Source organism: Pseudomonas sp. IT-196MI5, from assembly GCF_949767415.1.
Taxonomy (GTDB): domain Bacteria; phylum Pseudomonadota; class Gammaproteobacteria; order Pseudomonadales; family Pseudomonadaceae; genus Aquipseudomonas.
In genome coordinates, this window is record NZ_CATKPZ010000002.1 from 54,979 (window position 1) to 81,408 (window position 26,430).

Sequence of the window (26,430 nt, forward strand, 5' to 3'; positions counted from 1 at the left end):
TTACGAATGGGAAGAAGCACAATGGATCTGCCCGATGGAATTGAACTCTTCCGCAAATCCCTCAGGATTCGTTTTACTTGGAACGGTACCCGCCGAAGCGAAACCCTCCCCTTCCCCACGACGCAGAAAGGCATTAAAGCTGCATCCCAATTACGCGATCAAGTAGACAACCTGATCAAGCTCGGCCTCTTGGATGACGCCAAGTACGCCGAGCTATTCCCCGGTTCGACTACCCCGCTCGGTGGCATTCCAAACTTCCACGAGTACGCACAGCTATGGCTTGATGGCCGGGTCATCGCCGAGGGTACTCGCAACAACTATAAGGGTGCGCTGAACCTCTACTGGATTCCACCGCTTGCCCTGGTACGCATCGACCTGATCACCACCACACTCTTGCGCCGCATCATTGCGGCCACGGAGTGGACGTCTCCGGGTGTCCGGCGCAACGCGCTGGTCAAGCTCTCTACGATTCTGGAAGCGGCCGTAGCTGAAGAGCTGATTAAGAGGAACCCGGCCAAGATGATCGATCTTCCGAAGCGAGGGCGAAAGGAAATCAACCCATTCTCGCTGGACGAAGCCAACCGAATCATCGATCACCTGTACCAGACACAACATTGGCCCAGTGGAATTTACGCCGCGTTCTTTGAATTCGCGTTCTTCACCGGGCTCCGCCTGTCTGAAGTCGCCGCGCTCCGATGGGATGCCGTTGACCAGGTGAAACGCCAGGTTCATGTTTGCCGCACAGTGGCGTTGGGTGTTGTAGAAGAACGCACCAAAACCGGAAAGGATCGGTTCGTGCTGCTGAACGAGCGAGCGCTACACGCGTTGGAGTTCGCCCGCCAGTACGCCGAGCGCCGCGCCAAAGGCATTGGCAAGGTCAAGACCACGCCCTACGTGTTTCCGCCGTCGAAGAACAGCGAGTACATCAAACAGACCTCCGATCTGCACAAGCAGTGGGGTCCGGCACTGAAAGCGCTGACGATGCCTTATCGACCGCCGTACAACTGCCGTCATACTTATGCGACAATATGCTTAATGTCCAACATGAACCCCGCATTCATCGCTCAGCAGCTTGGCCACAGTGTCCAAATGTTGCTGACGACGTATGCGCGTTGGCTCAACTCAAGCTCAGACTGGGCGGAGCTGGAAAAGCTCCAGATTGGTATCAAATCGGTATCAGGCAAAAAAGACCAGCTCTAACCCATTGATAGGTAAGGTAATTGATCTCCACAGCTAACATCACGATGCAGTTCGGCGCCAAGCCGCTCTTCGAAAACGTTTCGGTCAAGTTCAACGGTGGCAACCGTTACGGTCTGATCGGCGCCAACGGTTGCGGCAAGTCGACCTTCATGAAGATTCTCGGCAATGACCTCGAGCCGTCCGGCGGCCAGGTCATGCTGGAACCGAACGTGCGCCTGGGTAAATTGCGCCAGGACCAGTTCGCCTACGAAGAATTCACCGTGATCGACACCGTGATCATGGGTCACGAAGAGCTGTGGAAGGTCAAGGCCGAGCGCGACCGCATCTACTCGCTGCCGGAAATGAGCGAAGAAGACGGCATGGCCGTGGCCGAGCTGGAAACCGAGTTCGCCGAAATGGACGGCTACACCGCCGAATCCCGTGCCGGTGAACTGCTGCTGGGCCTGGGTATTCCTCTGGAACAGCATTTCGGTCCGATGTCCGAAGTGTCTCCGGGCTGGAAACTGCGGGTGTTGCTGGCCCAGGCACTGTTCTCCGATCCGGAAGTGCTGTTGCTCGACGAACCGACCAACCACCTGGACATCAACACCATCCGCTGGCTGGAAACGATCCTCAAGGCGCGTAACAGCACCATGATCATCATTTCCCACGACCGTCACTTCCTTAACAGCGTCTGCACTCACATGGCCGACCTGGACTACGGTGAGTTGCGCCTGTTCCCGGGCAACTACGACGAGTACATGACCGCGGCGACCCAGTCCCGCGAGCAACTGCTGTCGGACAACGCCAAGAAGAAAGCGCAGATCTCCGAACTGCAGACCTTCGTCAGCCGCTTCTCGGCCAACGCCTCGAAAGCCAAGCAGGCCACTTCCCGTGCCAAGCAGATCGACAAGATCCAGCTGGCCGAAGTCAAGCCATCGAGCCGCGTCAGCCCGTTCATCCGCTTCGAACAGACCAAGAAACTGCACCGCCAGGCCGTGACCATCGAGCAGATGTCCAAGGGCTTCGACGGCAAGACCCTGTTCAAGAACTTCAGCTTCACCGTCGAAGCTGGCGAGCGCGTAGCGATCATCGGCCCGAACGGTATCGGCAAGACCACCCTGCTGCGCACCCTGATGGGTGAGCTGACCCCGGACGCCGGTTCCGTGAAATGGACCGAAAGCGCGGAGCTGGGCTACTACGCCCAGGACCACGCCCATGACTTCGAAGACGACGTCAGCCTGTTCGACTGGATGGGCCAGTGGACCCAGGGCGAGCAGATCATTCGCGGCACGCTGGGCCGCATGCTGTTCTCCAACGACGAGATCCTCAAGTCGGTCAAGGTGATTTCCGGTGGTGAACAAGGTCGCATGCTGTTCGGCAAGCTGATCCTGCAAAAGCCGAACGTGCTGGTGATGGACGAACCGACCAACCACCTGGACATGGAATCCATCGAGTCGCTGAACCTGGCGCTGGAGAACTATCCGGGTACGCTGATCTTCGTCAGCCACGACCGTGAGTTCGTATCGTCCCTGGCCACCCGCATCATCGAGTTGAGCCCTAACGGCGTAACCGACTTCAGCGGCACCTACGACGATTACCTGCGTAGCCAGGGTGTGGTGTTCTAAGGGTAGCTACAAACCTTAAGCTGCAAGCTTCAAGTGAAGAGCCCTGTCCATGTGACGGGGCTTTTTGCATTCCGGGCCAAGGTTTCTTGTTGGTGCATGAATAATCGCGAGCAAGCTCGCTCCCACAGGGGAATGCATTTCAAAATGTGGGAGCGAGCTTGCTCGCGATGAGGCCATGAGGAACAGCGATAATGTCACGGCAAAAGTAGTTAGCCTGCTTCCTTTTATCCCAACGTCGCGCCATGATGCAGTTCTCCCACCGCCGCCCGCGAACGAGCCCTCATGTCCGTGCAGCAAGTTGCCCCGCAAAGCTCCATGGCGATCACCCTGCAGATCGTCTCCATCGTCTTCTATACCTTCATCGCCTTCCTCTGCATCGGTTTGCCGATTGCGGTACTGCCGGGTTATGTCCACGAGCAGCTCGGGTTCAGCGCCATCGTGGCCGGACTGACCATCGGCTCGCAATACCTCGCCACCCTGCTCAGCCGGCCCATGGCCGGGCGGATATCCGACAACGTGGGTACCAAGCGCGCAATCATCTATGGCTTGTCGGGGATTGTGCTCAGCGGCGTGCTGACCTTGCTGTCGACCCTGTTGCAAGGCTTTCCCTTGCTCAGCCTGCTGATCCTGATCGCCGGGCGCCTGTTGCTGGGGATCGCCCAAGGATTGATCGGCGTCGGCACAATCAGTTGGTGCATGGGCCAGGTCGGCGCCGAGCATACCGCGCGGTCGATTTCCTGGAACGGCATCGCGTCCTATGGGGCGATTGCCATCGGTGCGCCGCTAGGCGTGGTCATGGTGCAACAACTGGGTTTCGCCAGCCTGGGCATTGCCCTGTCTCTGCTGGCCCTGGCCGCACTGTTGCTGATTCGCAACAAGCCTTCGGTGCCGGTGGTGCGCGGAGAGCGTTTGCCGTTCCGGGCGGTGTTTGGACGTATTGCGCCGTTTGGCGCGAGCCTGAGCCTGGCGTCCATTGGCTACGGCACCCTGACGACCTTTATCACCCTGTACTACGTCAATCGCGGCTGGACCGGCGCGGCCTACTGCCTGACCGTGTTTGGCGTGTGTTTCATTCTGTCGCGACTGCTGTTCATTTCCGCCATCAACCGATTCGGCGGGTTCACGTCGGCCATTGCCTGCATGGGCATCGAGACGCTTGGCCTGGTGCTGCTGTGGCTGGCACCGTCGACTGCGTATGCGCTCATTGGCGCCGGCCTGACCGGGTTCGGCCTGTCCCTGGTGTACCCGGCGCTGGGTGTCGAGGCCATCAAACAGGTACCCAACTCCAGCCGCGGCGCGGGTTTGAGTGCTTATGCGGTGTTTTTCGACCTGGCACTGGCCATCGCCGGCCCGTTGATGGGCGCAGTGGCGTTGAACCTGGGTTATGTGTGGATTTTCTTCAGTGCGGCGTTGTTGTCGGTGACAGGCCTTGGTCTGACGTTGTTGCTCAAGCGCCACAGACTCGCTCCTACAGGGCCGCGCGCGCATTACTGATCGGCGGTTTGCATCCCGGCCCGGGTCGCCCTGCCCAGAGTGCGCGAGAAGAAGCTTCCAGCCTCGGAAATCAGATTGCGGTGAATGTCTTGCCGATCGACGCCATCGGCATCGGTGCACAGCGCGGGCATGATCACGATCTGCTCGTCATTGCACGGCGCCATGAACACGAAATGCCCTGCCCCGGCCAGCAGCTTGAAGTCAGGCGCGGTCGGCAGTTTGCGCGCCAGTGCCGCGGCGTTCTTGTCGACAGCCACCAGCTTGTCGCCGTCGCCACTGTAAAGCAGCACCGGCACATGCACATCGGCCAGGGTGTGGCGGCCGAACTTCAGGCTCAACGGCGCCATCAGCATCAAGGCGTGGACGCGAGGATCGGCCACCGGTTGCAGGTCTTCGCGGTCGACAATCAGTTCACCCTGGGTGTTGCAGGCATCGCGGTCATCCGGCCGTTCCTGGCAGTAACGGCGCAGGCGATCCAGGTCCGGAGTCGCACCGGACAGAATCAATGCGGTCTCGCCACCGGCCGAGTAACCGATGACCCCCACTTGGTCGGCATTGACGAACGGCGACAGCATACGGTCGCCCAAGGTAGCGGTAATGGCTTCGGAAATCTGGATCGGCCGACCGTACAGGTTACTCAAGGTACCGAGTCGGCTGTGGTCCCGGGAGTTGTCACCGGGGTGAATCACTGCCACCACGACAAAACCTTTGCGCGCCAGCGACGTGGCGAGATCGTGCAAGGCCAGTGGAGTGCCAGTGTTACCGTGGGACAGCATCAGCATCGGGAACCGGCCCAAGGCGACCCTGGTGTCCTCCCCGGCTTCGACGGTGTAACCCTCGAGCTTGCTGGTGTGCTCCCAATCACTGGACGGATAGAAGGCGATGGCGCGCATCGGCTGCAGGTCCAGCGGGTCGAGAAAAGTCATCTCATGGAAGCCGACGCTCCAGTGAGGATGCGGCGCAGGCGCGGCGTGCACTGTATTCAGGCTGCTGAGCAGGCAAATCAGCAAAGTTGCACAAAGACGCACCATGGGATGCCCCACCTGTTACCGGACTTGAGACGTAAGCCCTCGACTGCATAAGTCGGGCCACAATCTGAAACGACCAGAAACAAAAAACTCCGTAACTGGTACTTGCGTAACCAGAATACAGAGTTTTTTTGGGCTGTACCGGAACGGTTGAGTTCTTTATGCGAACCTTACGCAGCGGCGAACAACTGCTCGCTGATTTGTGCGTGAGCAGCGCTCATGGCTTTGTTGCGCACCTCGTCACCGTAAGCCAGGCCTTCGGCGCGGACGATTTCGATATCGGTGATGCCGATGAAACCGAACAGCAACTTCAAATATTCTTCGTGGGCAACACCACTTGCCTGACCGGCGTGCATGCCGCCGGAAGTCGAGACGATCACCACTTTCTTGCCGCCGCACAGACCTTCAGGGCCGGCTTCGGTGTAGCGGAAGGTCTGACCGGCTACCGCGATGCGGTCGATCCAGGCCTTCAGTTGAGTCGGGATGGTGAAGTTGTACATTGGTGCGGCAATTACCACGGCATCGGCAGCCAGGAATTCGGCCAGGGTCGAGGCGCTCAGTTCGGCTTCATGCTGTTGTGCGGCGTTGCGCAGTTCAGCGGTGGTGCCGGCGGCGACCAGGGTGGTGGCGGAAAAGTGGCTGATGGCGTCGGCGGCCAGATCGCGATAGGTCACCACGGCAGTTGGCTCGGCGGCTTGCCAGGCTTTGACGACTTCACCGCTCAACTGACGGGAAGCCGAGTTGTCGCCCAGGATGCTCGAATCGATATGCAGCAGTTTCATGTGGGATCTCCAAGTGAGGATCGCCCACAAGGGCGATCTGATGGGACTAATCCTACAGACGAAACCAATAGCTGATTAGACGGTAATAATGCGATAGTTCGTCTCACAGATAGAACAATCAGGCTCACATCATGCAAGACCTCAACGACCTGTATTACTTCGCCAAAGTGGTGGAAGCCGGTGGATTCGCGGCCGCCGGGCGTTTGCTGGGCATCCCCAAGTCCCGATTGTCACGGCGCATCGCCGAACTGGAAGAACGCCTTGGCGCTCGCTTGCTGCAACGCACCACCCGACAGCTGAAATTGACCGCTGTGGGCGAGCGCTACCTCAGGCACTGCCAGGCGATGCTGCTGGAGGCGGAAATGGCCGACGAGGCCGTCGCCAGCATGTCCAGCGAGCCCCGCGGGCGTTTGCGGGTGTCCTGCCCGGTCGGGCTGGCTCACGAAATATTGCCGGGGGTGATCAGCGACTTTCTGGAACGGTTTCCACAAGTCCAGCTGGAGGTGATGCTGCTCAACCGGCGGGTCGACCTGGTGAACGAAGGCATTGACGTGGCCCTGCGTGTGCGCGAGCTGGGCGACGAAGACCCGCTGCTGGTCACCCGCCGGCTACGTCAGGCGCAGATGTTGATGGTCGCCAGCCCCGGTTTCCTCGTTGGCCGTGAGATCAACCACCCCGAGGATCTGAAAAGCCTGCCGGTGCTCGGCGCCCTGGAAGCCGACCGCCTGGTGCACATCCGCCTGCTGGATCAAAAAGGCAAAAGTTGTGAACTCGCACTCGAGGCCCGGCTGGGCATCGATGACTTTATCGTGCGCAAGGCCAGCACTCTCTCCGGTCTGGGCTTTACGACGCTGCCCATGATGTATTGCGAGCAGGAGCTGGAAAACGGCTCGCTGGTGCAGTTGCTACCCGAGTGGTCATTGCCCGGTGGCTGGCTGCAAGCGGTCTATCCTCATCGACGCGGAGTGATGCCGGCGGTACGCGCCTGGATTGACCATTTGGTCGAATCCTTCAATGCCTGTGGGGAACGATTGTTATGAAAGCCGGACGGATGAGCGAAGAGGATGTCGCGAAGTTTTGCCTCGCCCTGCCGGGAGCGCGGGAAGACTATAAATGGGGAGGCGTACGGGTGTTTTCGATTGCCGGGAACAAGATGTTCGCGTTGCAGGGCCTACGGGGTAATTCCCTGGCCTTCAAGGTCGACAAGGATCTGTTTCTCGGCCATTGCGACCGACCGGGGATTCATCCGGCGCCTTATCTGGCGCGCGCCCAGTGGATCATTATGGAAACGCCCTACCCGCTCGGTAGCGAAGAGCTACAGGGATTGCTGCAGCGTTCCCACCAGTTGGTGGTGAGCAGACTGCCAAAGCGCACTCAAGTCGGTCTGTTGCTTTAGGGCCTTGTTGATCAGAACAAGGCGAACAGGTGTGCGCCGAGGAACAGGTGATCGATCCAGAACACCTGGTGCAGTAGCACGATGATCCAGAACACCAACTGGTACGAGACTTTGCGGGTTTTGTGCCGAAACGCTTGCTGGGCCAGCAAGGCACCGGGCCAGCCTCCGGCGAACTCCAGCGCATGCAGGACATTCTCCGGCGTCCGCCATTGCTCGGCGCGAGCCTTGCGCTTGTCGCTCCAGTACAGAAAAAACGTCACGACGCTGACGATGCCGTAGGCCGCCAGGGGAATCAGCGACTCCCCGTGCAGCCATGACGACACCGAACCCGACAGCGGCAACGCGCACAGGATTGCAAACACCAGCCACTTCAACCGCGAATGACGGATCTGTCCCCCGGGCTGGCGCCCGGGGTTATTGCGCGCGCTTGAGTCACTCACGGCTTGACCGCGCTCCAGTCTACCCAACCGAATTGCCAGGTCGCCAGGATGATCAGGCCGAACACAATGCGATACCAGGCAAACGCCGCATAGCTGTGGTTGGCGATGAACTTGAGCAGCCCGCGGACCGCGATCATCGCGAAGACGAACGCGGTGACGAAACCGATCGCGAACACCGGGAAATCCGCCGGGACAAACAGGTGGCGGTATTTATAGCCCGAGTACACCGCTGCGCCGACCATGGTTGGCATCGCCAGGAAGAACGAGAACTCGGTAGCGGTCTTGCGCGACAGGCCGAACAGCAACCCGCCGATGATCGTCGAGCCCGAGCGCGAAGTCCCCGGAATCATGGCCAGGCATTGGGCGAAGCCGACTTTCAGGGCATCTTTCCACGTGATGTCATCCACCGTTTCGGCGTGTACTTCATGCTGACGGCGCTCGGCCCACAACATGATGATCCCGCCCACGACCAGCGCCGTTGCCACGGTGATCGGGTTGAACAGGTATTCGTGGATCAGATCGGCGAAGATCACGCCCAACACCACGGCCGGCAAGAACGCGATCAACAGGTTCGCGGTAAAGCGCCGAGCGCCCGGCTGGGTCGGCAAACCGATGACCACGTCGAAGATCTTGCGTCGAAACTCCCACACCACTGCCAGGATGGCACCCAGCTGAATGATGATGTTGAACGCCATCGCCCGCTCGCCCCCGAAGCCGAGCAAGTCGGCCACGATGATCTGGTGGCCGGTACTGGAAATGGGCAAGAATTCGGTCAGCCCTTCTACAACCCCAAGAATCAATGCCTGAAAGGCGGTCCAAAAATCCATCAATCCCCCAAAAGGCTATGCGCATTGGCATGCCCCGTCAGTATTTTTCAAAAGCCTTGATTGCGATCAGCATAGCTGAAGCCCCACGCATCAAGGATCACCACAGAACCGTAAAAATCCTGTGAAAAAACAATCCTGATTCGGGTTTATCCGCGCGGGGCCGAAATCCTACCAGACAAGTCCGATTGGCGCTGCCGCGTTATCGCGCACCAATGAAGTACCCCCTGCGCCACGGGATTCTCGACGCCGATCCGGTTACAATCCGTGCCCTTTTCGATTTCCCCAAGGAGCCTCCATGTCCGGGCTTGAACTGTTTGCCGCCGCCCTCGGTGTCATTGCCGTCTGGTTGACCGTCAAACAGAACCCCTGGTGCTGGCCCATCGGCCTGGTCATGGTGTTGCTCTACAGCTGGATCTTCTTTGAGGTGAAGCTGTATTCGGACATGCTGCTGCAAGTCGTCTATGCTGCCTTGCAGCTTTACGGTTGGTGGCAGTGGACGCGGATGGGTGAAACGACCCATGGCCGCGAAGTCAGTCGGCTCGACACTCGGTCCGTGGCGTTGAGCCTTGCCATTGGCGCACTCGGCAGCCTGTTGCTGGGGGCGGCCATGGTCCGCTGGACCGACGCTGCCCAACCCTGGCTCGATGCGGCGCTGACCGGATTCAGCCTGGTGGCGCAAGTCTGGATGGCGCAAAAACGTGTCCAGTGCTGGCCGCTGTGGATCGCCCTGGATGTGATTTTCGTCGGGTTGTTCATCTATAAAGGCCTGTACCTGACCGCCACCCTGTACGGGTTATTCACCGTGATCGCCGTGCGGGGCTGGCGCGAATGGCGCGCCGATCCGGCATTGCACGCATGAAAGTCCTGGTGCTCACAGGCCCCGAATCCAGCGGTAAAAGCTGGCTGGCGGCCGAGTTGCAACTGCGTTTCGGCGGGATTCTGGTCGACGAGTATGTGCGCTGGTTCATCGAGCAGAATCCGCGGGACACGACCTTGGCCGACATTCCGGACATTGCCCGCGGTCAATTGGCATGGGAAGACCAGGCGCGGGCGCAACAACCGTTTTTGCTGATCCTCGACACGCACCTGCTGAGCAATATCCTCTGGAGCCAAACCCTGTTTGGCGACTGCCCCGTCTGGATCGAACAAGCGCTACTGGCCCGGCATTACGACTTGCACTTGCTGCTGTCGCCGGAACAGGTCGACTGGAAGGATGATGGCCAGCGTTGCCAGCCCCGGCTGAGTGAGCGCCAGGCATTTTTCGAGCAGACCCTGGCCTGGCTCGAGCGCCACGCACAACCGGTTCAAGTACTGCAGGGAGATTGGGCCGAACGCCGTTTCCAGGCACTGGACGCGGTGACCCGATTGCTCAGCGCCTGACCGGTCTTTGGGGCAATTCCCCCACCATCCCCCCAACCCCCGGGGGAAAGTGTCCGGCCCTGAAACACCCTCCCTAGCGCAAACCGCCCATTTCAGCGCCCGTCACCGTTTGCTCATCGGGTTTGTTAAGTCATTGTTACAACATCACTGAAACCCTTGTTCCAGAGCGGTCTATCCGCATTTACGGGCTGCCTGCGCGGGGTTTTGTCTCAGCTTTGAAACATCCTCGACAAAGGGTATCCGGACAACATCCATAAGTCATTGAATCAACACGAGAATCAAATATCGGCACAGCTTTCGCTCACTCCTTCACACAGCCGACCAGAGCCAGCCTACATGAGAAGGAAAGAGCGTCGTGGGGATACTCAATAAGAAAGCCTTGACGTGCCTGCTGCTGATCGCGAGCGCTGCAGGCACGTTTTTCAGTTTCGACGCTCAAGCCGAAGGCAACGGCGTCATCGTGCTTGATCGCACCATTCACCCAAGCCCTATCGGCCGCAGCGGCGGCAGAGATCCCAACCCCAACACTCTCAATGCCAACCCATCGGCCCGCGTCACCGGCGAACTCAGCGACGCCGACATTGCCGGGGTCACCACCGGAACGGCCCTTCGCCACAGCAACGGGCAAAGCCTGGGTGGCATGCAAGGCCTCAACGCCGTCACCCAGCCCAACGGCATGCCCGGTATGTCCGTCGGCCACGGTGGTGGCAGTGGCAGCGCGATTTCCGCAACCATCAATCGCGCCATGAGCAGCGGCCTCGGCTCACTGGGCAGAATGGCCGGAGGCCAATGAGATGAGTCGATCCCTGCTGTTAATTGCCCTGTTCGGCTGCACCAGCGTGATGGCCGATTCCGGCGTCAGTTCGGTGAACAACGCCACCCTCCAGGATTCCGGTACTCAATACCGCGGCAACTTCAACGTCAACCAGGCGGCAGGCGATCAACAGCAGCAGGCCAACGTCCGCGCGATCGCGATGGGTACCCAAGCCGGTGCGACCACCAGTGTCAGGCAGAAAATCACCACGCCCGCCAATCCGTCGATGGATGCGACGGCCACTATCGGTGGCACCTCTTTCAGTAATGGCAATGGCGTACTGGGCGTCAATCAGGGTGCCGGGGCGAACAACCAGATGGCCAACGCCATGCGCATCAGCATCAGCGCTGCACCGCAAGCCATTGACGATAGCGCCCTTTCTCAACAGAACGTGGCGTTGTTACCGAACTCGGGAGCAACTGGCACCCAAAACGGCAGTCGCCAGGTCGTGACAAGCGACCAGGCCTTCACCGGCAGCCGGGGAGTGATCCAGGTGAACCAGAGTGCCGGGGTGGGGAACCGAATGGCTAACACCCTGAGCATCCGGGTCGCTGACTGACCCAACCACAGTGCGACCAGGAAAGTACCAACACTTAAGCAACTAAGAAGCACGGAGAAACACCATGAACCCGACAACGGCTCTCAGACCACTGGCTTTCGCTCTCGCAGCGGTGATGGCAATCGCAGCACAAGCCGGCGGTCTTGATGAAAATCAGGGTAACGGTCAGGGCAATGGACCTGGCAACAATCATCAGCCTAACGGCCCGACCCTGGAACAAATTCTGCAAATTACAGCAGGCGCCGGGGCCGCCGTGATGGACTCGCAGGGCAGCAGTGACAACTCCGTATTGAACCAAGGCACCCTGAACGACGCTAAAGTCGATAGTTCCCTGAACAACTCCAACGGCAACATGGGCGCCAACGTTGCAGCCGGTGACGGCAACCAACAAGACAACGCCGCCGCCCTTGCCACGGCTGACGAAAGCTTCATCTTCGGCACCGCAGTCGCCGTCTCCAGCGCGACTCAGAGGAGCACCGGCAACACCGTCAAGAACTACTCCAACACCAACAACGCTACGCTCAATAACGCTGGCAATAGCGGTTCCGGCAACATCGGCATCAACGTGACCGCCGGCAACTTCAACCAACAGAAAAACAACCTGGCGATTGCCGTTTCGGGCGGCCGTGTAGCACAGGCGGCCGCTGCGGCCAACCAAAGCACGTCCGGGATGAACGTCTCCAACAACGGCAACACCACGACTGATTTCGTGACAGTGGGTGTATTCGGTCTGGCTGGCGTAACCACTCAACAAGTGATGACGCCAGATGGCTGGAAACCCCCTGTAACCAACAATACTTCGATAACAGGCTCGATGAACAACTTCTCCGGCAACGGCGGAGCCAACGTATCGTCCGGCGCAGGCAACCAGCAAAGCAACTCGCTGTCCATCGCCGCAGGCTGCAAGGCTTGCCAGTAATCGCGATCGCAGTGAAAGCACCGGCGACGGGGCTTTTCCACAGCCACAAGGCGTACCGATCATGCGTAAGACAGCCCTTTTCGCCCTGCTCTGCCTGTCTGGCCTGACCCAGGCTGCACAGATGCCGGTTGCCGCCCTGCCGGGTGGCGTGCTGGTGTACAAGCACGTACAGAGTTTGCGTGAGCGCAAGTTCAGCGACATCGTCGAACAGAAAACCGATTTCAGCTGCGGCGCCGCCGCGCTGGCAACGATACTGCGCCAGGCCTATTGGCTCGACGTCGATGAGGAGCACATCATCAAGGGCATGCTGGTCACCGCAGACCAGGACATAGTGCGTACCCAGGGTTTTTCCATGCTGGACATGAAGCGCTACATAGAGCGCATCGGCATGCGTGCCCGGGGCTACAAGATCCCGCCGGAAAGACTCGATGCAGTGACGATTCCGGTGGTGGTATTGATGGAAATTCGCGGCTACAAGCACTTCGTGGTGTTGCAGCGGGCGGACAAACACTGGGTCTATATCGGCGACCCCGTACTTGGACACAAACGCTACGCCCATGATGACTTTGTCAAAGGCTGGAATGGCATTATTTTCGCGATCGTCGGTCCCGGGTACGACAAGACCAACGCGTTACGCAGCCCACCGGAACCGCTGACAGCCAAGAACAAGATGGATAACTTCAACCCGGTCAAAGATGCCGAATTGATGGATTTTGGTTTCATACAGAGCGACTTCTTCTAATCGCCAACAAGATGATAGGGGGCAGGATGCTCCGGGAGCAGCAAATGAAAACCTCGTATTGGGTGGTCGCTGCCTGTCTGGCAGCGAACACTTCAGGTTTTGCTGATGAGTTCAGACCCATCGAAATCAAGGACCAGGAACTGGCCGAGCTGCGTGGCCGGTATGTGATGCCGGGGCGGGTCATCAGCTTCGGTGTTGTCATGAGCAGTACCTGGCGCAATGCCAGTGGTGATCTGATCGGAGCCTCCACCTCGATGCAGCTTCAGGCCGCAACGGTCAAACCCGAGTTCTATGTTTCAACCATCAAGCAATCTGGTCATGGCGGCTCGCCCAGGTCGGGCAGCGGTAACGTGACGGGTGGCGCTGCCCTGAGCACTTCCCGGGGCATAACCCAGGTCACACGGGCTGCAGGCGATGACAACAGCGCAAACAACAACATCGCCATCAACGTCAAGGAAGCCAGCACGGCCCCGACACTGGTGCCGAGCCAGGGCCAAGCGCTTATAGCCGGTCAAACCATCACCGGCAGCAATGCCGCAGGCAGTGTCGCCGTGTCCACGACGAGCGGCGGAGTTCAGGTGGCCATTACCGCCAACAACAACCAGGGTTCAAGCCTGCAACAGGTCGCCCAAGGCGGGTTGCTGCAAAACACCCGGTTGTTGGGCAGCAGCAATGTGGTCGACAACATGACTCAACTCAACGTAGTGCTCAACAATAATGGACCGAGTGCGAGTGTACTGGACTGCAACCTCAATCAACTCGCCGCATTACGGACCCTGGGCTATTGAACTACGCTGAGTCTGGACCATTGGGCACAAATGGACGGCTTATTTCATGTACCGATCAGTATCACTGCGTGCAGTTGTCTGCTTGAGTGCCCTACTCCCCGTGGCGATGTTGCAGGCAGCACCTGACCCGGAAATGGAGGCGCTCAAACGAGAGCTTCTGGAGTTGAAACAACGCTACGAAGTCCAGCAAAAAGCCCTGGCGGTACTGGAACAACGAATCCGCCAGGTTGAAGACCAGCCGGCTTCTCCTCCCCCTAAACGCCTGGCCAAGTCTCCAGCGGACCTGAAGGGCAATCCAAACGTCGCCACCGGCACCGGTGCGGCGGCCGCTTCAGGGAGTGCTGCCGGGGGCAGCGGCAGCTCGTATGGACAATCGCTGGCCGATGACTCACAACCGGCGCAAAGCGTTTCAAATCTGTATGACGAGGCCAGCGGATTCTTCGGCGGTGGCAAATTCAGCTTCGAAACCGGGATAACCTACTCCCGATACGATACCCGCCAACTGATCCTCAACGGCTTTCTCGCCCTGGACTCGATCTTTCTGGGCGCCATCAACCTGGACCGGATCAAGGCCGACACCTGGACGCTTGACCTCACCGGCCGCTACAACTTCAACAATCGCTGGCAGTTCGACCTGAACGTGCCGGTGGTCTACCGTCAATCCACCTACCAGTCCGGTGGCGGCAATAACGGCACCGCCAACGTCACGACTGAAGATACCGTCAAAGAAGACCCGACCCTAGGTGACGTCAACTTCGGTATCGCCTACAAATTCCTCGACGAGTCGGTCAACACCCCGGATGCCGTGGTGACCTTGCGCGTCAAGGCGCCGACCGGCAAAGATCCGTTCGGCATCAAGCTGGTTCGGGTGGCCGATAACTCCAACCTGGCGGTACCTGAATCCTTGCCGACCGGTAATGGCGTCTGGTCGATTACGCCGGGGATCTCTCTGGTCAAGACGTTCGATCCGGCGGTGCTGTTCGGCAGCCTGTCCTACACGCACAATCTGGAGGAATCATTCGACGACATCAGCTCCAACCCGGCGGTCAAGACACCGGGCAAAGTTCGCATTGGCGACAGCTTCCAGATTGGCACCGGCATTGCGTTTGCCTTGAACGAAAAGATGAGTATGTCGTTTTCAGTCTCTGACCTGGTACAACGCAAAAGCAGGCTCAAGGAAGATGGCGGGGATTGGCAATCGGTGGTCTCCAGCGATGCCAACGCCGGTTACTTCAACATCGGCATGACCATTGCGGCCACCGACAACCTGACTATCGTACCCAACCTGTCCATCGGCATGACGGACGATGCCCCGGACTTTCAGTTCAGCCTGAAACTGCCTTACTACTTCTGACCCGGACAAAACCCGCAGCCATTTCAAGCGCAGCGTTTTTGTTCAAGGCTGCGGTTCAGCGAATATGGTGCTTGTGCAACAACCGGTAGAAGGTCGGCCGCGACACCCCCAATACTTTGGCGGCGACACTCAGGTTATCGCTGTGGCGGCTCAATACATCGCACAATGCCTGGCGCTCGGCCCGGCTCTTGTATTCTTCGAGGGTGCCCATCGGCGCGGCGATTGTATGCGGACTGATCAAGCCCAGATCACGGGCCTCGATCTGCCGGCCTTCGGCCAACACCAGCCCGCGACGAACGCGGTTGGCCAGTTCGCGAACATTGCCTGGCCAGTCGTGCTTGCCCATGGCAATCAATGCGTCTTCGCTGAAACTGCGTGGGCGGCGCCCGGTTTCATGGCTATAGAAATGGGAAAAGTGGTTGGCCAGCATCGCCAGGTCGCCATGGCGCTCGCGCAGTGGAACGGTCGCCACTTGCAGTACGTTCAAGCGGTAATACAAGTCTTCGCGAAAGCGTCTCTTCTCGATGGCGGCTTCAAGGTCGACATTCGTTGCCGCCAGAACCCGCACATCCACCGCAATCGGCTGACTGCCGCCCACCCGCTCGATGTGTTTTTCCTGGAGGAACCGCAACAGGTTGGCCTGCAACTCCAGCGGCAGGTCACCGATCTCGTCGAGAAACAGAGTGCCACCGTTGGCGGCTTCTATCCGTCCTATCTTGCGTTGGTGCGCGCCGGTAAATGCGCCTTTCTCATGGCCAAACAGCTCGGACTGGATCAAGTGTTCGGGAATCGCACCACAATTGATCGCAATAAAGGGTTTGCTGTGACGCTGGGACAGACGATGCAGGGTGCGTGCGACCAGTTCCTTGCCAGTGCCGCTTTCACCCCGAATCAACACCGGAGATTCGGTCGGGGCCAGTTTGTTCAACAGTTTTCGCAGTTCACGGACAGGTTTGCTGTCACCCATCAATTCGTGCTCGGGCTGGTCAACATGGACCGTGCCCTGCCCACGCAATCGCGCCATGCCAAACGCCCGGCCCAGCGTTACCTGAACCCGGGACACATCGAATGGCAAAGTATGAAAGTCAAAAAACCATTCACAGACAAAGTCGCCGACATTTTGCAGGCGCAGCACTTCCTGATTGAGTACGGCTATCCACTCGGTGCCACTGCGGCTGATCAACTCCTTGACCGCTTCCGGGTGCTCAAGGTGCGAGGGCTGCAAGCGCAGCAAACCCACGTCACAGGTTCGGTCAGTGGCGTTCGCCAGCGTGCAGCTATCGACGTCCCAACCGATAGCGCGCAATCCAGGAAGCAGACGATAGCAATCGTCACAGGGGTCCACCACCAATAAACGTCGTAAGGCAGGCGCATCGCTCATGACTGTTCCTTGGCGCCAAATTTAAGAAATTTTATTAAAAACAGTCATTTGGCATACCTGACTGTAACATTAGCAAGAATTTGACAGGGCCTTGTACTGTTTGACTATAGAGACGCTATAAAACCAGTTATAAGTTGCGACCATGTTAGTGACCTAACGACTCTTTCCTTTCATTACGCTTTCAATGCCAGCCTCATTCTTGAGCCTGTGAAATAAAGTGGAAATTTCTTTTGATTGTGTGTGACCCAAACCCCGGTTGCGGGCATCAGTACAAGTAACCAGCCGAACGGTAAGCCCAACCGACGGCACATCACTTGATTGGGCATACAGAGAGAAGACCCTATGAACGCCCCGCTCCGTATCAACGAAGCACTGCTGATTGCCGACCGCGCATTCAAACCATTCAAATGCGTGGCCTGGGCCCCACAAGACGGTAATGGCGAACTCAGCCTGACCGTTATCGACCGTACCAGCACCAGCATTGGCCGCAAGCAGATCCCAAGCAGTGCCTACTCCGACCCCGAACAACTTGAACGTCTGCTGGAACAGGCCCGCGCCGAGTTGAGCGAGGAAGGTTACACACTGCAGTCGTGGTCGATGCCGCACTAATCGTTTTGCGGATTACTCCGGGGTAATCCGCACCCTCTCCCCGGCCATTAGTCGGGTTGATCGCGTTCACCGATCCGCACTCATTTCCCGTACACATTCGAACTTTTGCGCACCCGGTACTTTGCAAACTGGCCATTGGTTCGAAAAGACACTGTTGTGGCACACAACGACTCTCCGTCTGTGAGTTCTCACCATTGCGCATCTCATCATTCAGGGATTGAATATTCTCCCTACATAGTCGCCACCCAAACTTCTGGATCAGGACGACTCGCAAGGAGATGCGGCGCATGTCAATCCAGTCCGCTTTTGCCTTCTCCGCCACCCGGAATCCCCCCGGGACCCTCGATACGACGTTTGCCGCCAACGGCAAAACCCAGGTGTATTTCCTCGACAGCCTTTCCAGCCTCGCCAATGACATTGCGATCGATGCGCAGGGCCGCTTGCTGGTAGCCGCAAAAGTCGCCATGGCCGATGGCAGCCGCTTTGGTGTGGCCCGCTTGCTGGAGGATGGTTGCGCAGATCTCGCGTTCGGCAAGCAAGGCAGTGTCATCGACCAATTCGAAGCGGGATTCGAAGCCATGGGCGCCAAGGTTCTGGTCATGCCCGACGGCAATATCCTGTTGGCCGGGCTGCAATACGAAAATGCACACCGCACGCTCCCGGCCCTGGCATTGCTGGATCAAGACGGTCACCTGGTTCGAAGCTTTGGCGATAATGGCCGCTGTGTCGTGCGATTGCCTGGTGGTTTGTCCCTGGGCATGCGCGATAAATGGCTCCCTCCCGGTGTGCCAGGCGCTGAAGCCTGCGATGTCGACGTACAACAAGACGGCCGGATCCTGATCCTGGCCAACCATCACTACGAACTGGCCGATCACGTCGGCCTGTTGATACGGCTGGATGTCGAAGGCTCGCTGGACGGCTCGTTCAACGGTAGCGGCTTCGTGGTGGTCAGGCACCTGCTGTTGAATACCTGGCTCAGCAGCCTGACGGTACAACGCGATGGCCGAATTCTGGTCGGTGGATCGATCAACTTTCCTGAAGAAGGCTTGCTGGCACGCTATCACGCGGACGGCCGCCTCGACGACCGTTTTGCCGTGGATGGATTCATGACCTTCAAGGCGCAAGGGCATGGCGCCCGGGTCAGTCAGGTGGTCCAGCAAAACGAAGGTGGCATCCTGTGTTTTGGCAGCAGTTGCGAGCCGATGCACTGCCTGACATTTAAAATGCACAGCAATGGCCGACCCGACAATCATTGCAACGGCGGACAACCACAGCGGCTGCAAATCGGTCACAGAGGATGCCAGTGGATCGCCGCGCAGCTACAGCCCGATGGCTGTGTGCTGGCGGCGGGTGCAACCATCGGCGGCGTTGAAGCAGACTTCATTGTCGGGCGATACCTGCCCAACGGCCATCCCGATCGCCGCTTTGGCAAAGGCTGCGGCTGTACGCGTACTCGCCTGAGCTCCGGCCCGGATACCGCCACCTGTGTCACGGTGCAGGCCGATGGAAACATCGTGGCTGGCGGACATTCGCTGCAGGGCAGTTACAAGGCAGTCGTCGCGCGCTTTCTGGGCTGAACCGCTACGTTTTTCCTGTGCTTGATCTTCTCGCCCGCTTACGGCAACTTGCGCGCTTCTTAAAACAAGGAGCAGCCGATGTCCGGTTCAATGGCCCAGGCGTTCGCGCACAACTTTCTCGGGAACTCGCCCCGTTGGTATAAGGCCTGCATCGTCGGCTTTCTGGTTCTCAATGCCCTGGTGCTGTGGACCGCAGGCCCGGTGGCGGCCGGCTGGCTGCTGGTGCTGGAGTTCATCTTTACCCTGGCCATGGCGCTCAAGTGTTATCCGCTGATGCCCGGCGGCCTGTTATTGATTGAAGCCCTGCTGCTGAAGATGACCACGCCACAGGCGCTGTACGACGAGTTGCTGCACAATTTCCCGGTGATCCTGCTGCTGATGTTCATGGTGGCCGGTATCTATTTCATGAAGGACTTGTTGCTGTACCTGTTCTCGCGCCTGCTGTTGGGGGTTCGTTCCAAGGCCCTGCTGGCCCTGATGTTCTGTTTTTTGTCGGCCTTTCTGTCGGCGTTCCTCGATGCCTTGACCGTGACGGCCGTGATCATCAGTGCCGCCGTGGGTTTTTACTCGGTGTATCACCGCGTCGCCTCGGGTAACGATCCGCGTCAGGACAGCGAGTTCAGCGACGACAAACATCTGCCCACCCTCCATCAGGGTGATCTCGAACAGTTCCGCGCCTTTCTGCGCAGCCTGCTGATGCACGGTGCCGTGGGCACCGCGCTGGGCGGTGTCTGCACGCTGGTCGGTGAGCCGCAGAACCTGCTGATCGGCCATGAAATGGGCTGGCACTTCTCCGACTTCTTTACCCGGGTTGCGCCTGTATCCCTGCCGGTACTGGTGGCCGGGCTGGTCACGTGCGTGCTGCTGGAAAAGCTGCGCTGGTTCGGATACGGCACGCTGCTGCCGGATAACGTCCGTGCGGTGCTGGCCAACTATGCCGCCGAAGACAATGCCGAGCGCACCGCACGCCAACGTGCAGCGCTGCTGGTGCAAGGCGTTGCCGCATTGATTCTGATTGCCGGGCTGGCGCTTCACATCGCCGAAGTGGGTTTGATCGGCCTGATGGTGATCGTGTTGATCACCGCCTTTACCGGTATCACCGACGAACACCGCCTGGGCACCGCGTTCAAGGACGCCATGCCATTTACCGCATTGTTGGTGGTGTTTTTCGCCGTAGTCGCGGTGATTCACGATCAGCAACTGTTCGCCCCGCTGATCCACTGGGTGCTGGCACTGCCGGCGGACCAACAGCCGGGTATGCTGTTCATCGCCAACGGCCTGCTGTCCGCCATCAGCGACAACGTGTTCGTGGCAACCATCTACATCACCGAAGTGAAGCGCGCCTTCATGGCGGGTGAGATGACCCGTGAGCATTTCGAGACGCTGGCCATTGCGATCAATACCGGTACCAACCTGCCTAGCGTGGCGACTCCGAATGGTCAGGCGGCGTTCCTGTTCCTGCTGACTTCGGCGATCGCACCGCTGGTGCGCCTGTCTTACGGGCGGATGGTCTGGATGGCGTTGCCGTACACCGTAGTGATGGGCCTGCTCGGGTGGTATGCGGTGAGCTACTGGCTGTAACTCACCGCCCCTGTGGGAGCGAGCTTGCTCGCGATAGCGGTCTGTCAGACACAGGGATGTTGAATGTGCCGCCGCCATCGCGAGCAAGCTCGCTCCCACAGGAGATCAGTGTTATCCGAGCCGGTGCCAGACGCGACCGTCACGGGTGAGCAACTCTTCGCCGGCCTTGGGGCCGTTTTCCCCGGCGGCATAGCCCCGCACGCTGGAATCCTGCTGCCAGGCATCCAGGAACGGTTGCACCGCGCGCCAGCCGTTCTCGATGTTGTCGGCGCGCTGGAACAGAGTCTGATCGCCCGTCAGGCAATCGTAGATCAGGGTTTCGTAGCCGGTGGACGGCTGCATCTCGAAGAAGTCCTTATAGGCAAACCCCAGCTCGATGTTGTCCATCTTCAGGGCCTGACCGGGACGCTTGGCCAACAGGTCGAACCACATGCCTTCGTTGGGCTGGATCTGAATGCGCAAATAGGTCGGCTGCAACTCGTCGACCTCGGTATCGCGGAACTGCGCATAGGGTGCCGGTTTGAAACAGATGACGATCTCGGTGTCACGCACGCTCATGCGTTTACCGGTACGCAGGTAGAACGGCACGCCGACCCAGCGCCAGTTGTCGATCATGACCTTGAGGGCCACATAGGTTTCGGTATTGCTGTCGGGTGCGACCTTGTCTTCCTGGCGATAGCCCGGCAGTGCCTTGCCGTCGATCTGACCTGCAGTGTATTGACCGCGCACCGAGTTGGCACGGGCCTCCTCCACCGTCCAGGGCCTGATCGCGCCGACGACCTTGGCTTTCTCGCCGCGCACCGCATCGGCGCCAAACGCAGCGGGTGGTTCCATCGCCACCATCGCCAGCAGCTGGAACAGGTGATTGGGCACCATGTCCCGCAGGGCGCCGGTGTGCTCGTAAAAACTGCCACGGGTTTCCACGCCGACGGTTTCGGCGGCGGTGATCTGCACGTGATCGATGTAGTGATTGTTCCAGAACGCTTCGAACAGGCTGTTGGAAAAACGGCTGACCAGAATGTTCTGCACGGTTTCCTTGCCCAGGTAATGATCGATCCGGTAGATCTGCTTTTCCGTCATCACCTTGAGCAGGCAGGCGTTCAAGGCCTCGGCCGTTTGCAGGTCGGAGCCAAAGGGCTTTTCGATCACGACCCTTCTGAACGCCTCGGGGGTCTCCTCCAGCAAGCCGGCGGTACCGAGGCGGCGTGCCACTTCACTGAAGAATCGCGGAGCGGTGGCCAGGTAGAACACCGCATTGCCGGTTCCGCTGTCGGCGATTTTCGCCGCCAGCGCTTGATAAGTGCTGTCGTCCAGGAAATCGCCCTGGACGTAGCTGATGCCTTTGGCGAGCCTGGACCAGAGCGCTGGATCAAGGGTGTGGTCACCCTTGCCAGCCATCTCGTTTCGAATGAAGTCTTCGAGCTTTTGCGCAAAACCTTCATCGCTGATGGCGTTGTGGTCAACGCCGATGATCCGCAGTCCATCCCCGAGTAGCCCGTTGCGCTTGAGGTTATACAGCGCCGGCACCAACAGACGCTTGACCAGGTCACCATGGGCGCCGAACAGGAACAGCGTCGTTGGTGGTGCGGGTTCAGCCTTGGACTTCCTGCGGATCGCATGGGTCATTTTTTCGAGGTCTCCACATGGCCGCCGAAGCCGAAGCGCTGGGCCGAGAGAACCTTGTCGCCAAAGGTCCCTTGCCCACGCGAGCGGTAGCGGGAGAATAGCGAATTCGACAGCACCGGCACCGGTACCGCTTGCTCCATGGCGGCTTCGATAGTCCATTGTCCTTCACCGCTGTCGGCCACGGACCCGGAGTAACCGTCGAGCTTTGGATCGCTGGCCAGGGCGTCGGCAGTCAGGTCGAGCAACCACGAGGACACCACGCTGCCACGACGCCAGACTTCGGCGATGTCGGCGACGTTCAGATCGAAACGCTGGTCTGGCGCCAGGTTCTCGCTGTTTTTGGTTTGCAGGATGTCGAAGCCTTCGGCAAAGGCCTGCATCATTCCGTACTCGATGCCATTGTGAATCATCTTCACGAAATGCCCGGCGCCAGCGGGACCGGCGTGAATGTAGCCACGCTCGGCACGATCGTCGTCGGACTTGCGGTCCCTGGTGCGCGGAATGTCGCCCAGGCCCGGGGCCAGGGTTGCGAACAGCGGGTCGAGGCGCTTAACGGTCTCGGCATCGCCGCCGATCATCATGCAGTAACCGCGCTCCAGGCCCCAGACGCCACCGGAGGTACCGACGTCGATGTAGTGCAGGCCTTTTTCCGACAGGGTTTTCGCCCGGCGGATATCGTCCTTATAGAAGGTGTTGCCGCCGTCGATGATGGTGTCGCCGGCTTCGAGCAAGGTGCTCAGGGTGTCGATGGTTTCTTCGGTCGGTGCGCCAGCCGGCAGCATGACCCAGACCGCACGCGGCCTGTCCAGGCCAGCGACCAGCGCTGGCAGATCGGTGACGCCCGTGGAGCCTTCTGTGGCCAGGGCTTCGACAAAGGCGTTATTGCGGTCAAAAACAACGGTGGTGTGCCCGTTGAGCATCAGGCGCCGCGCAATATTGCCGCCCATGCGGCCCAGTCCAATAATCCCGAGTTGCATGTGCTGATGCTCCCTACTACAAATAAAAGTGTGTCAAAGGTTATAGCCCAACGCGACTCATGAGGTTAGTCCAGAGCGTTGGCGTGAAGTTTCCGGGCATTGTGCCCGATCCTGATGGATAACGTCGGGAATCAAGCCGAAGACACAACGACCATGAAAAATAAAAAAGTTCCCTTCAGGGGCAAAAGAAATCAAAATTGGCGCCGATAGTAGATCAGCCGTTGTTTTCGAGGCGGTTCTACAGTTGAGACACGCCATTTGCGAGGTGAGCAATGGGCACAGTACACACCGCACTGCCAGCACAAACCCTTTACGTCACTATCCGTCGCGATGAATTGCGCCAGTTGAAGGACGAACGCGATCAATTGAAGCAGGAGCTGGCGCAGTTGCGACTGCGGCTGCAAGCCAATCAGGTGCAGCCCCTGGCTGTGACGCAACGCGCCCCACTCGCCTGACCCCTCCTTTCAAGCGGGAGCAGTCTGCACTGCTTCCGCACCGGCTCACGCCCTGCCACCCTCGGCAAAGAAGACTGTTGGTGAAGCTGATTTCTATTTAATCGAATCAGCGGATAATGCCATTTCGACACTGCTTCATTGATTCATGGACGAAAGGCATCCGACAACTTCAGTGGGAGGCACACCATGAAACGCACCACATTGATCCTCGCCGGCCTGATGGCTTTGGGCTCCGCCAGCGCTTTTGCCGAAGGTGGAGCCGAACGCATGCGCTATTACTACGAAAGCCTGCGACTGGCCCAGCAACAAGCCTTGGGCCACCCCATCCAAAGCACTGAGCTGCGGGTGCCCGACGATCAAACCGCACAAATGACTGAAACCTACAGACCGAAATGATCCATGGACTTCTGACTGCGCCCCCTAGGGTCACAGAAGACTGTCGGGCGTCCTGATGGACGCCCTTTCTTTGCCTGTCGAGTCAGAGGTTCTTGGTCCAGAACAGCATCCGTCCGTGGGCCGGGTCGAACATGCCAGCAGCGAAACCGGCTTTTTCATAGGAACCCTGCGCCACGGCATTGCCTTCCAGCACTTCCAGGGTGAGCTTGCAGCAGCCACGTTGACGGGCGATGTCCTCGACCTTTTGCAGCATCTTCTGGCTCAAGCCCAAGCCGCGAAATTTTTTCACCACCGACACGTCGTGCACATTGACCAGCGGCCGGCAGGCAAAGGTGGAAAACCCCTCGAAGCAATTGACCAGCCCGGCCGGCTCGCCCCCGACAAAGGCCAGCACACTGAAAGCGTGGGGACGCCGGGCGAGCTCTGCCGGGAGTTGCGCCAGTACATGGGCTGGCAACGGCTGGCCGCCCCCCATCGGGTCCTCGGCGTAGTGGTTCAACACCAGACAAATAGCCTCGGCGTGCACCGGATTGGTGTAACTGGCCTGAAGCACAAGAATTTCTGCGGAGTCCATTTCCATCCTCGATCACACATGAAGTAGCCTCCAGCATGTATTTCACGCTGAAGTGCGCGCTGACCATAGCGCGAGCACCGTGCCAACGACAATCGCAGCCGAGGAAATCTTTTGGCGCTCAAGCGCCCCAGATCAAGGCTTCGGTCCATCCCAGCTCGGCAAAATCCTCCGCCCGCAAGTGCGACTCACCGGCACAGAAAAACTCGTCGAGTTGCGGTGGCTTGACCGAAGTGCCACTGAGCATGGCGTGAACCTGTCCTCGATGATGGATCTGGTGTTCGAACAAATGGGACAGCAGGCGCAAACGGCTGTCGTGCTGCGGGGTGTCGCGGGCGATGGTCACGATTTTGCCGAGGTCGGCGTCGCGCATCTGCTCACAGTAGGCGATCAGCCGGCGGTCGACGTGGGCCTGTTCGCGAACGAGGTCCGGCGCCACGAGACAGGGTTCGTCCTCCTTGAAAAACACCTGGCAATCGGGATGCGGATCGTCACCGCGCAGTTCGCGCTCCAGGGCGTCCACATAAAACCAGTCACAGGTGAGGATGTGGTTGAGGGTGGCGCGGATAGTCGGGAAGAAACTGACCCGGGGTGCACTCAGTTCCTGCGGGCTCAACTGACAGCAGGCCTTGGCCAGTCTGTGATTGGCCCAGGCGTTCTGATAGGCCATGGTCAGCAGATGGTGCGACAGGGGCTGATTCATGTTCGCTGCTCCCGATCAAATCCCGATCAAACTTCGGCAAACCGTTGCAGTTGCATTTCCTGTAATCGACTGAAGGTGCGGCGGAACGGAAACTCCAGATATCCCTCGGTGTAAAGCGAGGCCATTGGCACCCGCGCTTCAAGGTACAGCGGAACCTTGCGGTCGTAGCATTCGTCCACCAGGGCGATGAAGCGTCGCACACCGTCGTCATGCACCGACAGCTGCGGCAACTCGCGGTCCCCCGCTTCCACCCGCTCGACACCGTCCTCGGTGCCACGGGCAATGCGCCCGGTGCGTTTCTGCGCGCTGAGGTTGGGCACCTCACTCAACAGAATAGCGCTGTAGGTATCGCACAGGGCGATGAAGTCCATGGCCGCGAAGGGTTGCTCGCACAGCGCGGCGTAACGGGTCCAGAGCACGGCCGGGCTGGCCTTGATCACCTCAAGGGAACGGTAACCGACCCTGACCGACTCACTCGATACCGACTGGCCAACGCTCAACGTCTGGAACACTTCACCCAAAGCGCCGGGTTTATCGGGGTCTGCCACCCAATAACGTTGCGATCCGGCACCCGGATGCAGGCGATGGTCTTCCCCGCCATCCACTGCAATCACTTGCATATGCTGCTTGATCGCCGCAATGGCAGGCAGGAAGCGGTCACGATTGAATCCGTCGGCGTACAACTGGTCCGGCGGCAGATTGGAGGTGCAGACCACCACCACGCCCTGCTCGAACATCACCTGAAACAGGCGCCCGAGAATGATCGCGTCGCCGATGTCATTGACGAACAGCTCGTCGAAACACAGCACGCGCACTTCTTCGGCCAATTCACGAGCCAGCGCCTTGAGCGGATCGGCGGTGCCGGTCAGTTGAAACGAGCGTTGGTGCACCCAGCCCATGAAGTGGTGAAAGTGCTGGCGCCGCGCCGGTACCCGCAGGTTTTGGTAGAACTGGTCCATCAACCAGGTTTTACCCCGCCCCACCGGCCCCCACAGGTATACGCCGGAAATGGGCGAACGGCCTTCATGCAGCGCTTCGTGGCATTTTTGCAGCGCCCACACGGCATATTCCTGAGCCTCGTCCTGGACGAAGCCCTTTTGTTCGATGGCGTGCTGCCAGGCGCTTAAGGGGGAATCGATAGTCATGGGCGGCAGTATGCCATTGCGCATGGAAAACGCGACCGGTGATCGGCGGTTTTGTGCAGGAAGGAAAAGCACCTTGACG

28 protein-coding genes are annotated in these 26,430 nt (G+C 59.1%); 18 read left to right on the plus strand and 10 right to left on the minus strand.

Annotation, left to right across the window (positions count from 1 at the left end):
- Positions 1 to 21 precede the first annotated feature (21 nt).
- The 3 genes from ACM6IK_RS01095 (at position 22) to ACM6IK_RS01105 (ending at position 4,301) form a co-directional block, all read left to right on the plus strand.
- Entirely contained in the window at positions 22 to 1,200 is a 1,179-nt protein-coding gene (locus ACM6IK_RS01095; RefSeq protein WP_414872775.1) for a tyrosine-type recombinase/integrase, read from the plus strand.
- A gap of 20 nt (positions 1,201 to 1,220) precedes the next feature.
- Entirely contained in the window at positions 1,221 to 2,807 is a 1,587-nt protein-coding gene (locus ACM6IK_RS01100; RefSeq protein ID WP_414872776.1) for an ABC-F family ATPase, read from the plus strand.
- 282 nt (positions 2,808 to 3,089) lie between these two features.
- Complete coding sequence (locus ACM6IK_RS01105) at positions 3,090 to 4,301, plus strand: MFS transporter (protein WP_414872777.1); 1,212 nt, start codon at positions 3,090 to 3,092, stop codon at positions 4,299 to 4,301.
- On the opposite strand, the gene ACM6IK_RS01110 is transcribed toward ACM6IK_RS01105, so the two are convergent.
- Together ACM6IK_RS01110 and ACM6IK_RS01115 are read right to left on the minus strand one after the other, a co-directional pair.
- Positions 4,295 to 5,332 carry an alpha/beta hydrolase family protein gene (locus ACM6IK_RS01110; protein ID WP_414872778.1) on the minus strand — a complete coding sequence of 346 codons (1,038 nt, stop codon included), beginning with the start codon at positions 5,330 to 5,332 and terminating at the stop codon, positions 4,295 to 4,297. The genes ACM6IK_RS01105 and ACM6IK_RS01110 overlap by 7 nt on opposite strands.
- Positions 5,333 to 5,499: 167 nt before the next feature.
- Positions 5,500 to 6,111: an FMN-dependent NADH-azoreductase gene (locus ACM6IK_RS01115; protein WP_108217509.1), complete on the minus strand. Its 612-nt coding sequence runs from the start codon at positions 6,109 to 6,111 to the stop codon at positions 5,500 to 5,502.
- A 131-nt stretch (positions 6,112 to 6,242) separates the two neighbouring features.
- On the opposite strand from ACM6IK_RS01115, the gene ACM6IK_RS01120 reads away from it, so the two are divergent.
- Both ACM6IK_RS01120 and ACM6IK_RS01125 read left to right on the plus strand, forming a co-directional pair.
- Positions 6,243 to 7,151 (plus strand): LysR substrate-binding domain-containing protein, encoded by a 909-nt coding sequence (locus ACM6IK_RS01120; RefSeq protein WP_414872779.1) that lies wholly within the window; start codon positions 6,243 to 6,245, stop codon positions 7,149 to 7,151.
- Positions 7,148 to 7,507: an MmcQ/YjbR family DNA-binding protein gene (locus tag ACM6IK_RS01125; RefSeq protein ID WP_414872780.1), complete on the plus strand. Its 360-nt coding sequence runs from the start codon at positions 7,148 to 7,150 to the stop codon at positions 7,505 to 7,507. Before ACM6IK_RS01120 ends, ACM6IK_RS01125 begins: the two co-directional genes overlap by 4 nt.
- Before the next feature lie 11 nt (positions 7,508 to 7,518).
- Here ACM6IK_RS01125 and ACM6IK_RS01130 read toward each other — a convergent pair whose 3' ends face one another.
- Positions 7,519 to 7,947 carry a DUF1294 domain-containing protein gene (locus ACM6IK_RS01130; protein WP_414872781.1) on the minus strand — a complete coding sequence of 143 codons (429 nt, stop codon included), beginning with the start codon at positions 7,945 to 7,947 and terminating at the stop codon, positions 7,519 to 7,521.
- Positions 7,944 to 8,774 carry an undecaprenyl-diphosphate phosphatase gene (locus ACM6IK_RS01135; protein ID WP_115948166.1) on the minus strand — a complete coding sequence of 277 codons (831 nt, stop codon included), beginning with the start codon at positions 8,772 to 8,774 and terminating at the stop codon, positions 7,944 to 7,946. Before ACM6IK_RS01135 ends, ACM6IK_RS01130 begins: the two co-directional genes overlap by 4 nt.
- A 295-nt stretch (positions 8,775 to 9,069) precedes the next feature.
- Here ACM6IK_RS01135 and pnuC point away from each other — a divergent pair, with 295 nt between their 5' ends.
- The 8 genes from pnuC (at position 9,070) to ACM6IK_RS01175 (ending at position 15,330) form a co-directional block, all read left to right on the plus strand.
- Complete coding sequence (pnuC, locus tag ACM6IK_RS01140; RefSeq protein ID WP_414872782.1) at positions 9,070 to 9,633, plus strand: nicotinamide riboside transporter PnuC; 564 nt, start codon at positions 9,070 to 9,072, stop codon at positions 9,631 to 9,633.
- Positions 9,630 to 10,154 (plus strand): AAA family ATPase, encoded by a 525-nt coding sequence (locus ACM6IK_RS01145; RefSeq protein WP_414872888.1) that lies wholly within the window; start codon positions 9,630 to 9,632, stop codon positions 10,152 to 10,154. The genes pnuC and ACM6IK_RS01145 overlap by 4 nt, the downstream gene beginning before the upstream one ends.
- A gap of 355 nt (positions 10,155 to 10,509) precedes the next feature.
- A complete protein-coding gene (locus ACM6IK_RS01150) occupies positions 10,510 to 10,947 on the plus strand; it encodes a hypothetical protein (RefSeq protein WP_414872783.1) in 438 nt (145 codons plus the stop codon).
- 1 nt (position 10,948) lies between these two features.
- Positions 10,949 to 11,527: an adhesin gene (locus ACM6IK_RS01155; protein ID WP_414872784.1), complete on the plus strand. Its 579-nt coding sequence runs from the start codon at positions 10,949 to 10,951 to the stop codon at positions 11,525 to 11,527.
- 64 nt (positions 11,528 to 11,591) lie between these two features.
- Positions 11,592 to 12,446, plus strand: a complete 855-nt coding sequence (locus ACM6IK_RS01160; protein ID WP_414872785.1) for a heme utilization protein — start codon at positions 11,592 to 11,594, stop codon at positions 12,444 to 12,446.
- A 61-nt stretch (positions 12,447 to 12,507) separates the two neighbouring features.
- Positions 12,508 to 13,188: a C39 family peptidase gene (locus ACM6IK_RS01165; RefSeq protein WP_108217498.1), complete on the plus strand. Its 681-nt coding sequence runs from the start codon at positions 12,508 to 12,510 to the stop codon at positions 13,186 to 13,188.
- A 26-nt stretch (positions 13,189 to 13,214) separates the two neighbouring features.
- Positions 13,215 to 13,976, plus strand: a complete 762-nt coding sequence (locus ACM6IK_RS01170; protein ID WP_414872786.1) for a hypothetical protein — start codon at positions 13,215 to 13,217, stop codon at positions 13,974 to 13,976.
- Between the two features lie 46 nt (positions 13,977 to 14,022).
- Positions 14,023 to 15,330 (plus strand): hypothetical protein, encoded by a 1,308-nt coding sequence (locus ACM6IK_RS01175; protein ID WP_414872787.1) that lies wholly within the window; start codon positions 14,023 to 14,025, stop codon positions 15,328 to 15,330.
- A 55-nt stretch (positions 15,331 to 15,385) separates the two neighbouring features.
- Here ACM6IK_RS01175 and ACM6IK_RS01180 read toward each other — a convergent pair whose 3' ends face one another.
- Positions 15,386 to 16,711: a sigma 54-interacting transcriptional regulator gene (locus ACM6IK_RS01180; protein ID WP_414872788.1), complete on the minus strand. Its 1,326-nt coding sequence runs from the start codon at positions 16,709 to 16,711 to the stop codon at positions 15,386 to 15,388.
- Between the two features lie 342 nt (positions 16,712 to 17,053).
- Between ACM6IK_RS01180 and ACM6IK_RS01185 the strand changes: the two genes are divergently transcribed.
- The 3 genes from ACM6IK_RS01185 (at position 17,054) to nhaB (ending at position 20,478) form a co-directional block, all read left to right on the plus strand.
- Positions 17,054 to 17,320, plus strand: coding sequence for a hypothetical protein (locus ACM6IK_RS01185; protein ID WP_108217494.1), 267 nt, complete (start codon positions 17,054 to 17,056; stop codon positions 17,318 to 17,320).
- A gap of 287 nt (positions 17,321 to 17,607) precedes the next feature.
- On the plus strand, positions 17,608 to 18,897 hold the full coding sequence (locus tag ACM6IK_RS01190; protein ID WP_414872789.1) for a hypothetical protein: 1,290 nt from the start codon (positions 17,608 to 17,610) through the stop codon (positions 18,895 to 18,897).
- Between the two features lie 78 nt (positions 18,898 to 18,975).
- The gene (nhaB, locus tag ACM6IK_RS01195; RefSeq protein ID WP_414872790.1) at positions 18,976 to 20,478 is read left to right on the plus strand and encodes a sodium/proton antiporter NhaB; all 1,503 of its coding nucleotides are present in this window, start codon (positions 18,976 to 18,978) and stop codon (positions 20,476 to 20,478) included.
- 111 nt (positions 20,479 to 20,589) lie between these two features.
- Here nhaB and zwf read toward each other — a convergent pair whose 3' ends face one another.
- Positions 20,590 to 22,104 carry a glucose-6-phosphate dehydrogenase gene (gene zwf, locus ACM6IK_RS01200; RefSeq protein ID WP_414872791.1) on the minus strand — a complete coding sequence of 505 codons (1,515 nt, stop codon included), beginning with the start codon at positions 22,102 to 22,104 and terminating at the stop codon, positions 20,590 to 20,592.
- On the minus strand, positions 22,101 to 23,081 hold the full coding sequence (gene gnd, locus ACM6IK_RS01205) for a phosphogluconate dehydrogenase (NAD(+)-dependent, decarboxylating) (protein ID WP_414872792.1): 981 nt from the start codon (positions 23,079 to 23,081) through the stop codon (positions 22,101 to 22,103). Before gnd ends, zwf begins: the two co-directional genes overlap by 4 nt.
- Before the next feature lie 272 nt (positions 23,082 to 23,353).
- On the opposite strand from gnd, the gene ACM6IK_RS01210 reads away from it, so the two are divergent.
- Both ACM6IK_RS01210 and ACM6IK_RS01215 read left to right on the plus strand, forming a co-directional pair.
- Positions 23,354 to 23,536 carry a DUF6026 family protein gene (locus ACM6IK_RS01210; RefSeq protein WP_414872793.1) on the plus strand — a complete coding sequence of 61 codons (183 nt, stop codon included), beginning with the start codon at positions 23,354 to 23,356 and terminating at the stop codon, positions 23,534 to 23,536.
- Between the two features lie 186 nt (positions 23,537 to 23,722).
- Entirely contained in the window at positions 23,723 to 23,932 is a 210-nt protein-coding gene (locus ACM6IK_RS01215; protein WP_218430660.1) for a hypothetical protein, read from the plus strand.
- A gap of 82 nt (positions 23,933 to 24,014) precedes the next feature.
- On the opposite strand, the gene ACM6IK_RS01220 is transcribed toward ACM6IK_RS01215, so the two are convergent.
- The 3 genes from ACM6IK_RS01220 to zapE all read right to left on the minus strand — a co-directional run bounded on the left by ACM6IK_RS01220 (position 24,015) and on the right by zapE (position 26,351).
- Complete coding sequence (locus ACM6IK_RS01220; RefSeq protein ID WP_414872794.1) at positions 24,015 to 24,506, minus strand: GNAT family N-acetyltransferase; 492 nt, start codon at positions 24,504 to 24,506, stop codon at positions 24,015 to 24,017.
- A gap of 118 nt (positions 24,507 to 24,624) precedes the next feature.
- On the minus strand, positions 24,625 to 25,206 hold the full coding sequence (locus ACM6IK_RS01225; protein WP_414872795.1) for a DinB family protein: 582 nt from the start codon (positions 25,204 to 25,206) through the stop codon (positions 24,625 to 24,627).
- A gap of 26 nt (positions 25,207 to 25,232) precedes the next feature.
- Complete coding sequence (gene zapE / locus ACM6IK_RS01230; RefSeq protein WP_414872796.1) at positions 25,233 to 26,351, minus strand: cell division protein ZapE; 1,119 nt, start codon at positions 26,349 to 26,351, stop codon at positions 25,233 to 25,235.
- Positions 26,352 to 26,430 lie beyond the last annotated feature (79 nt).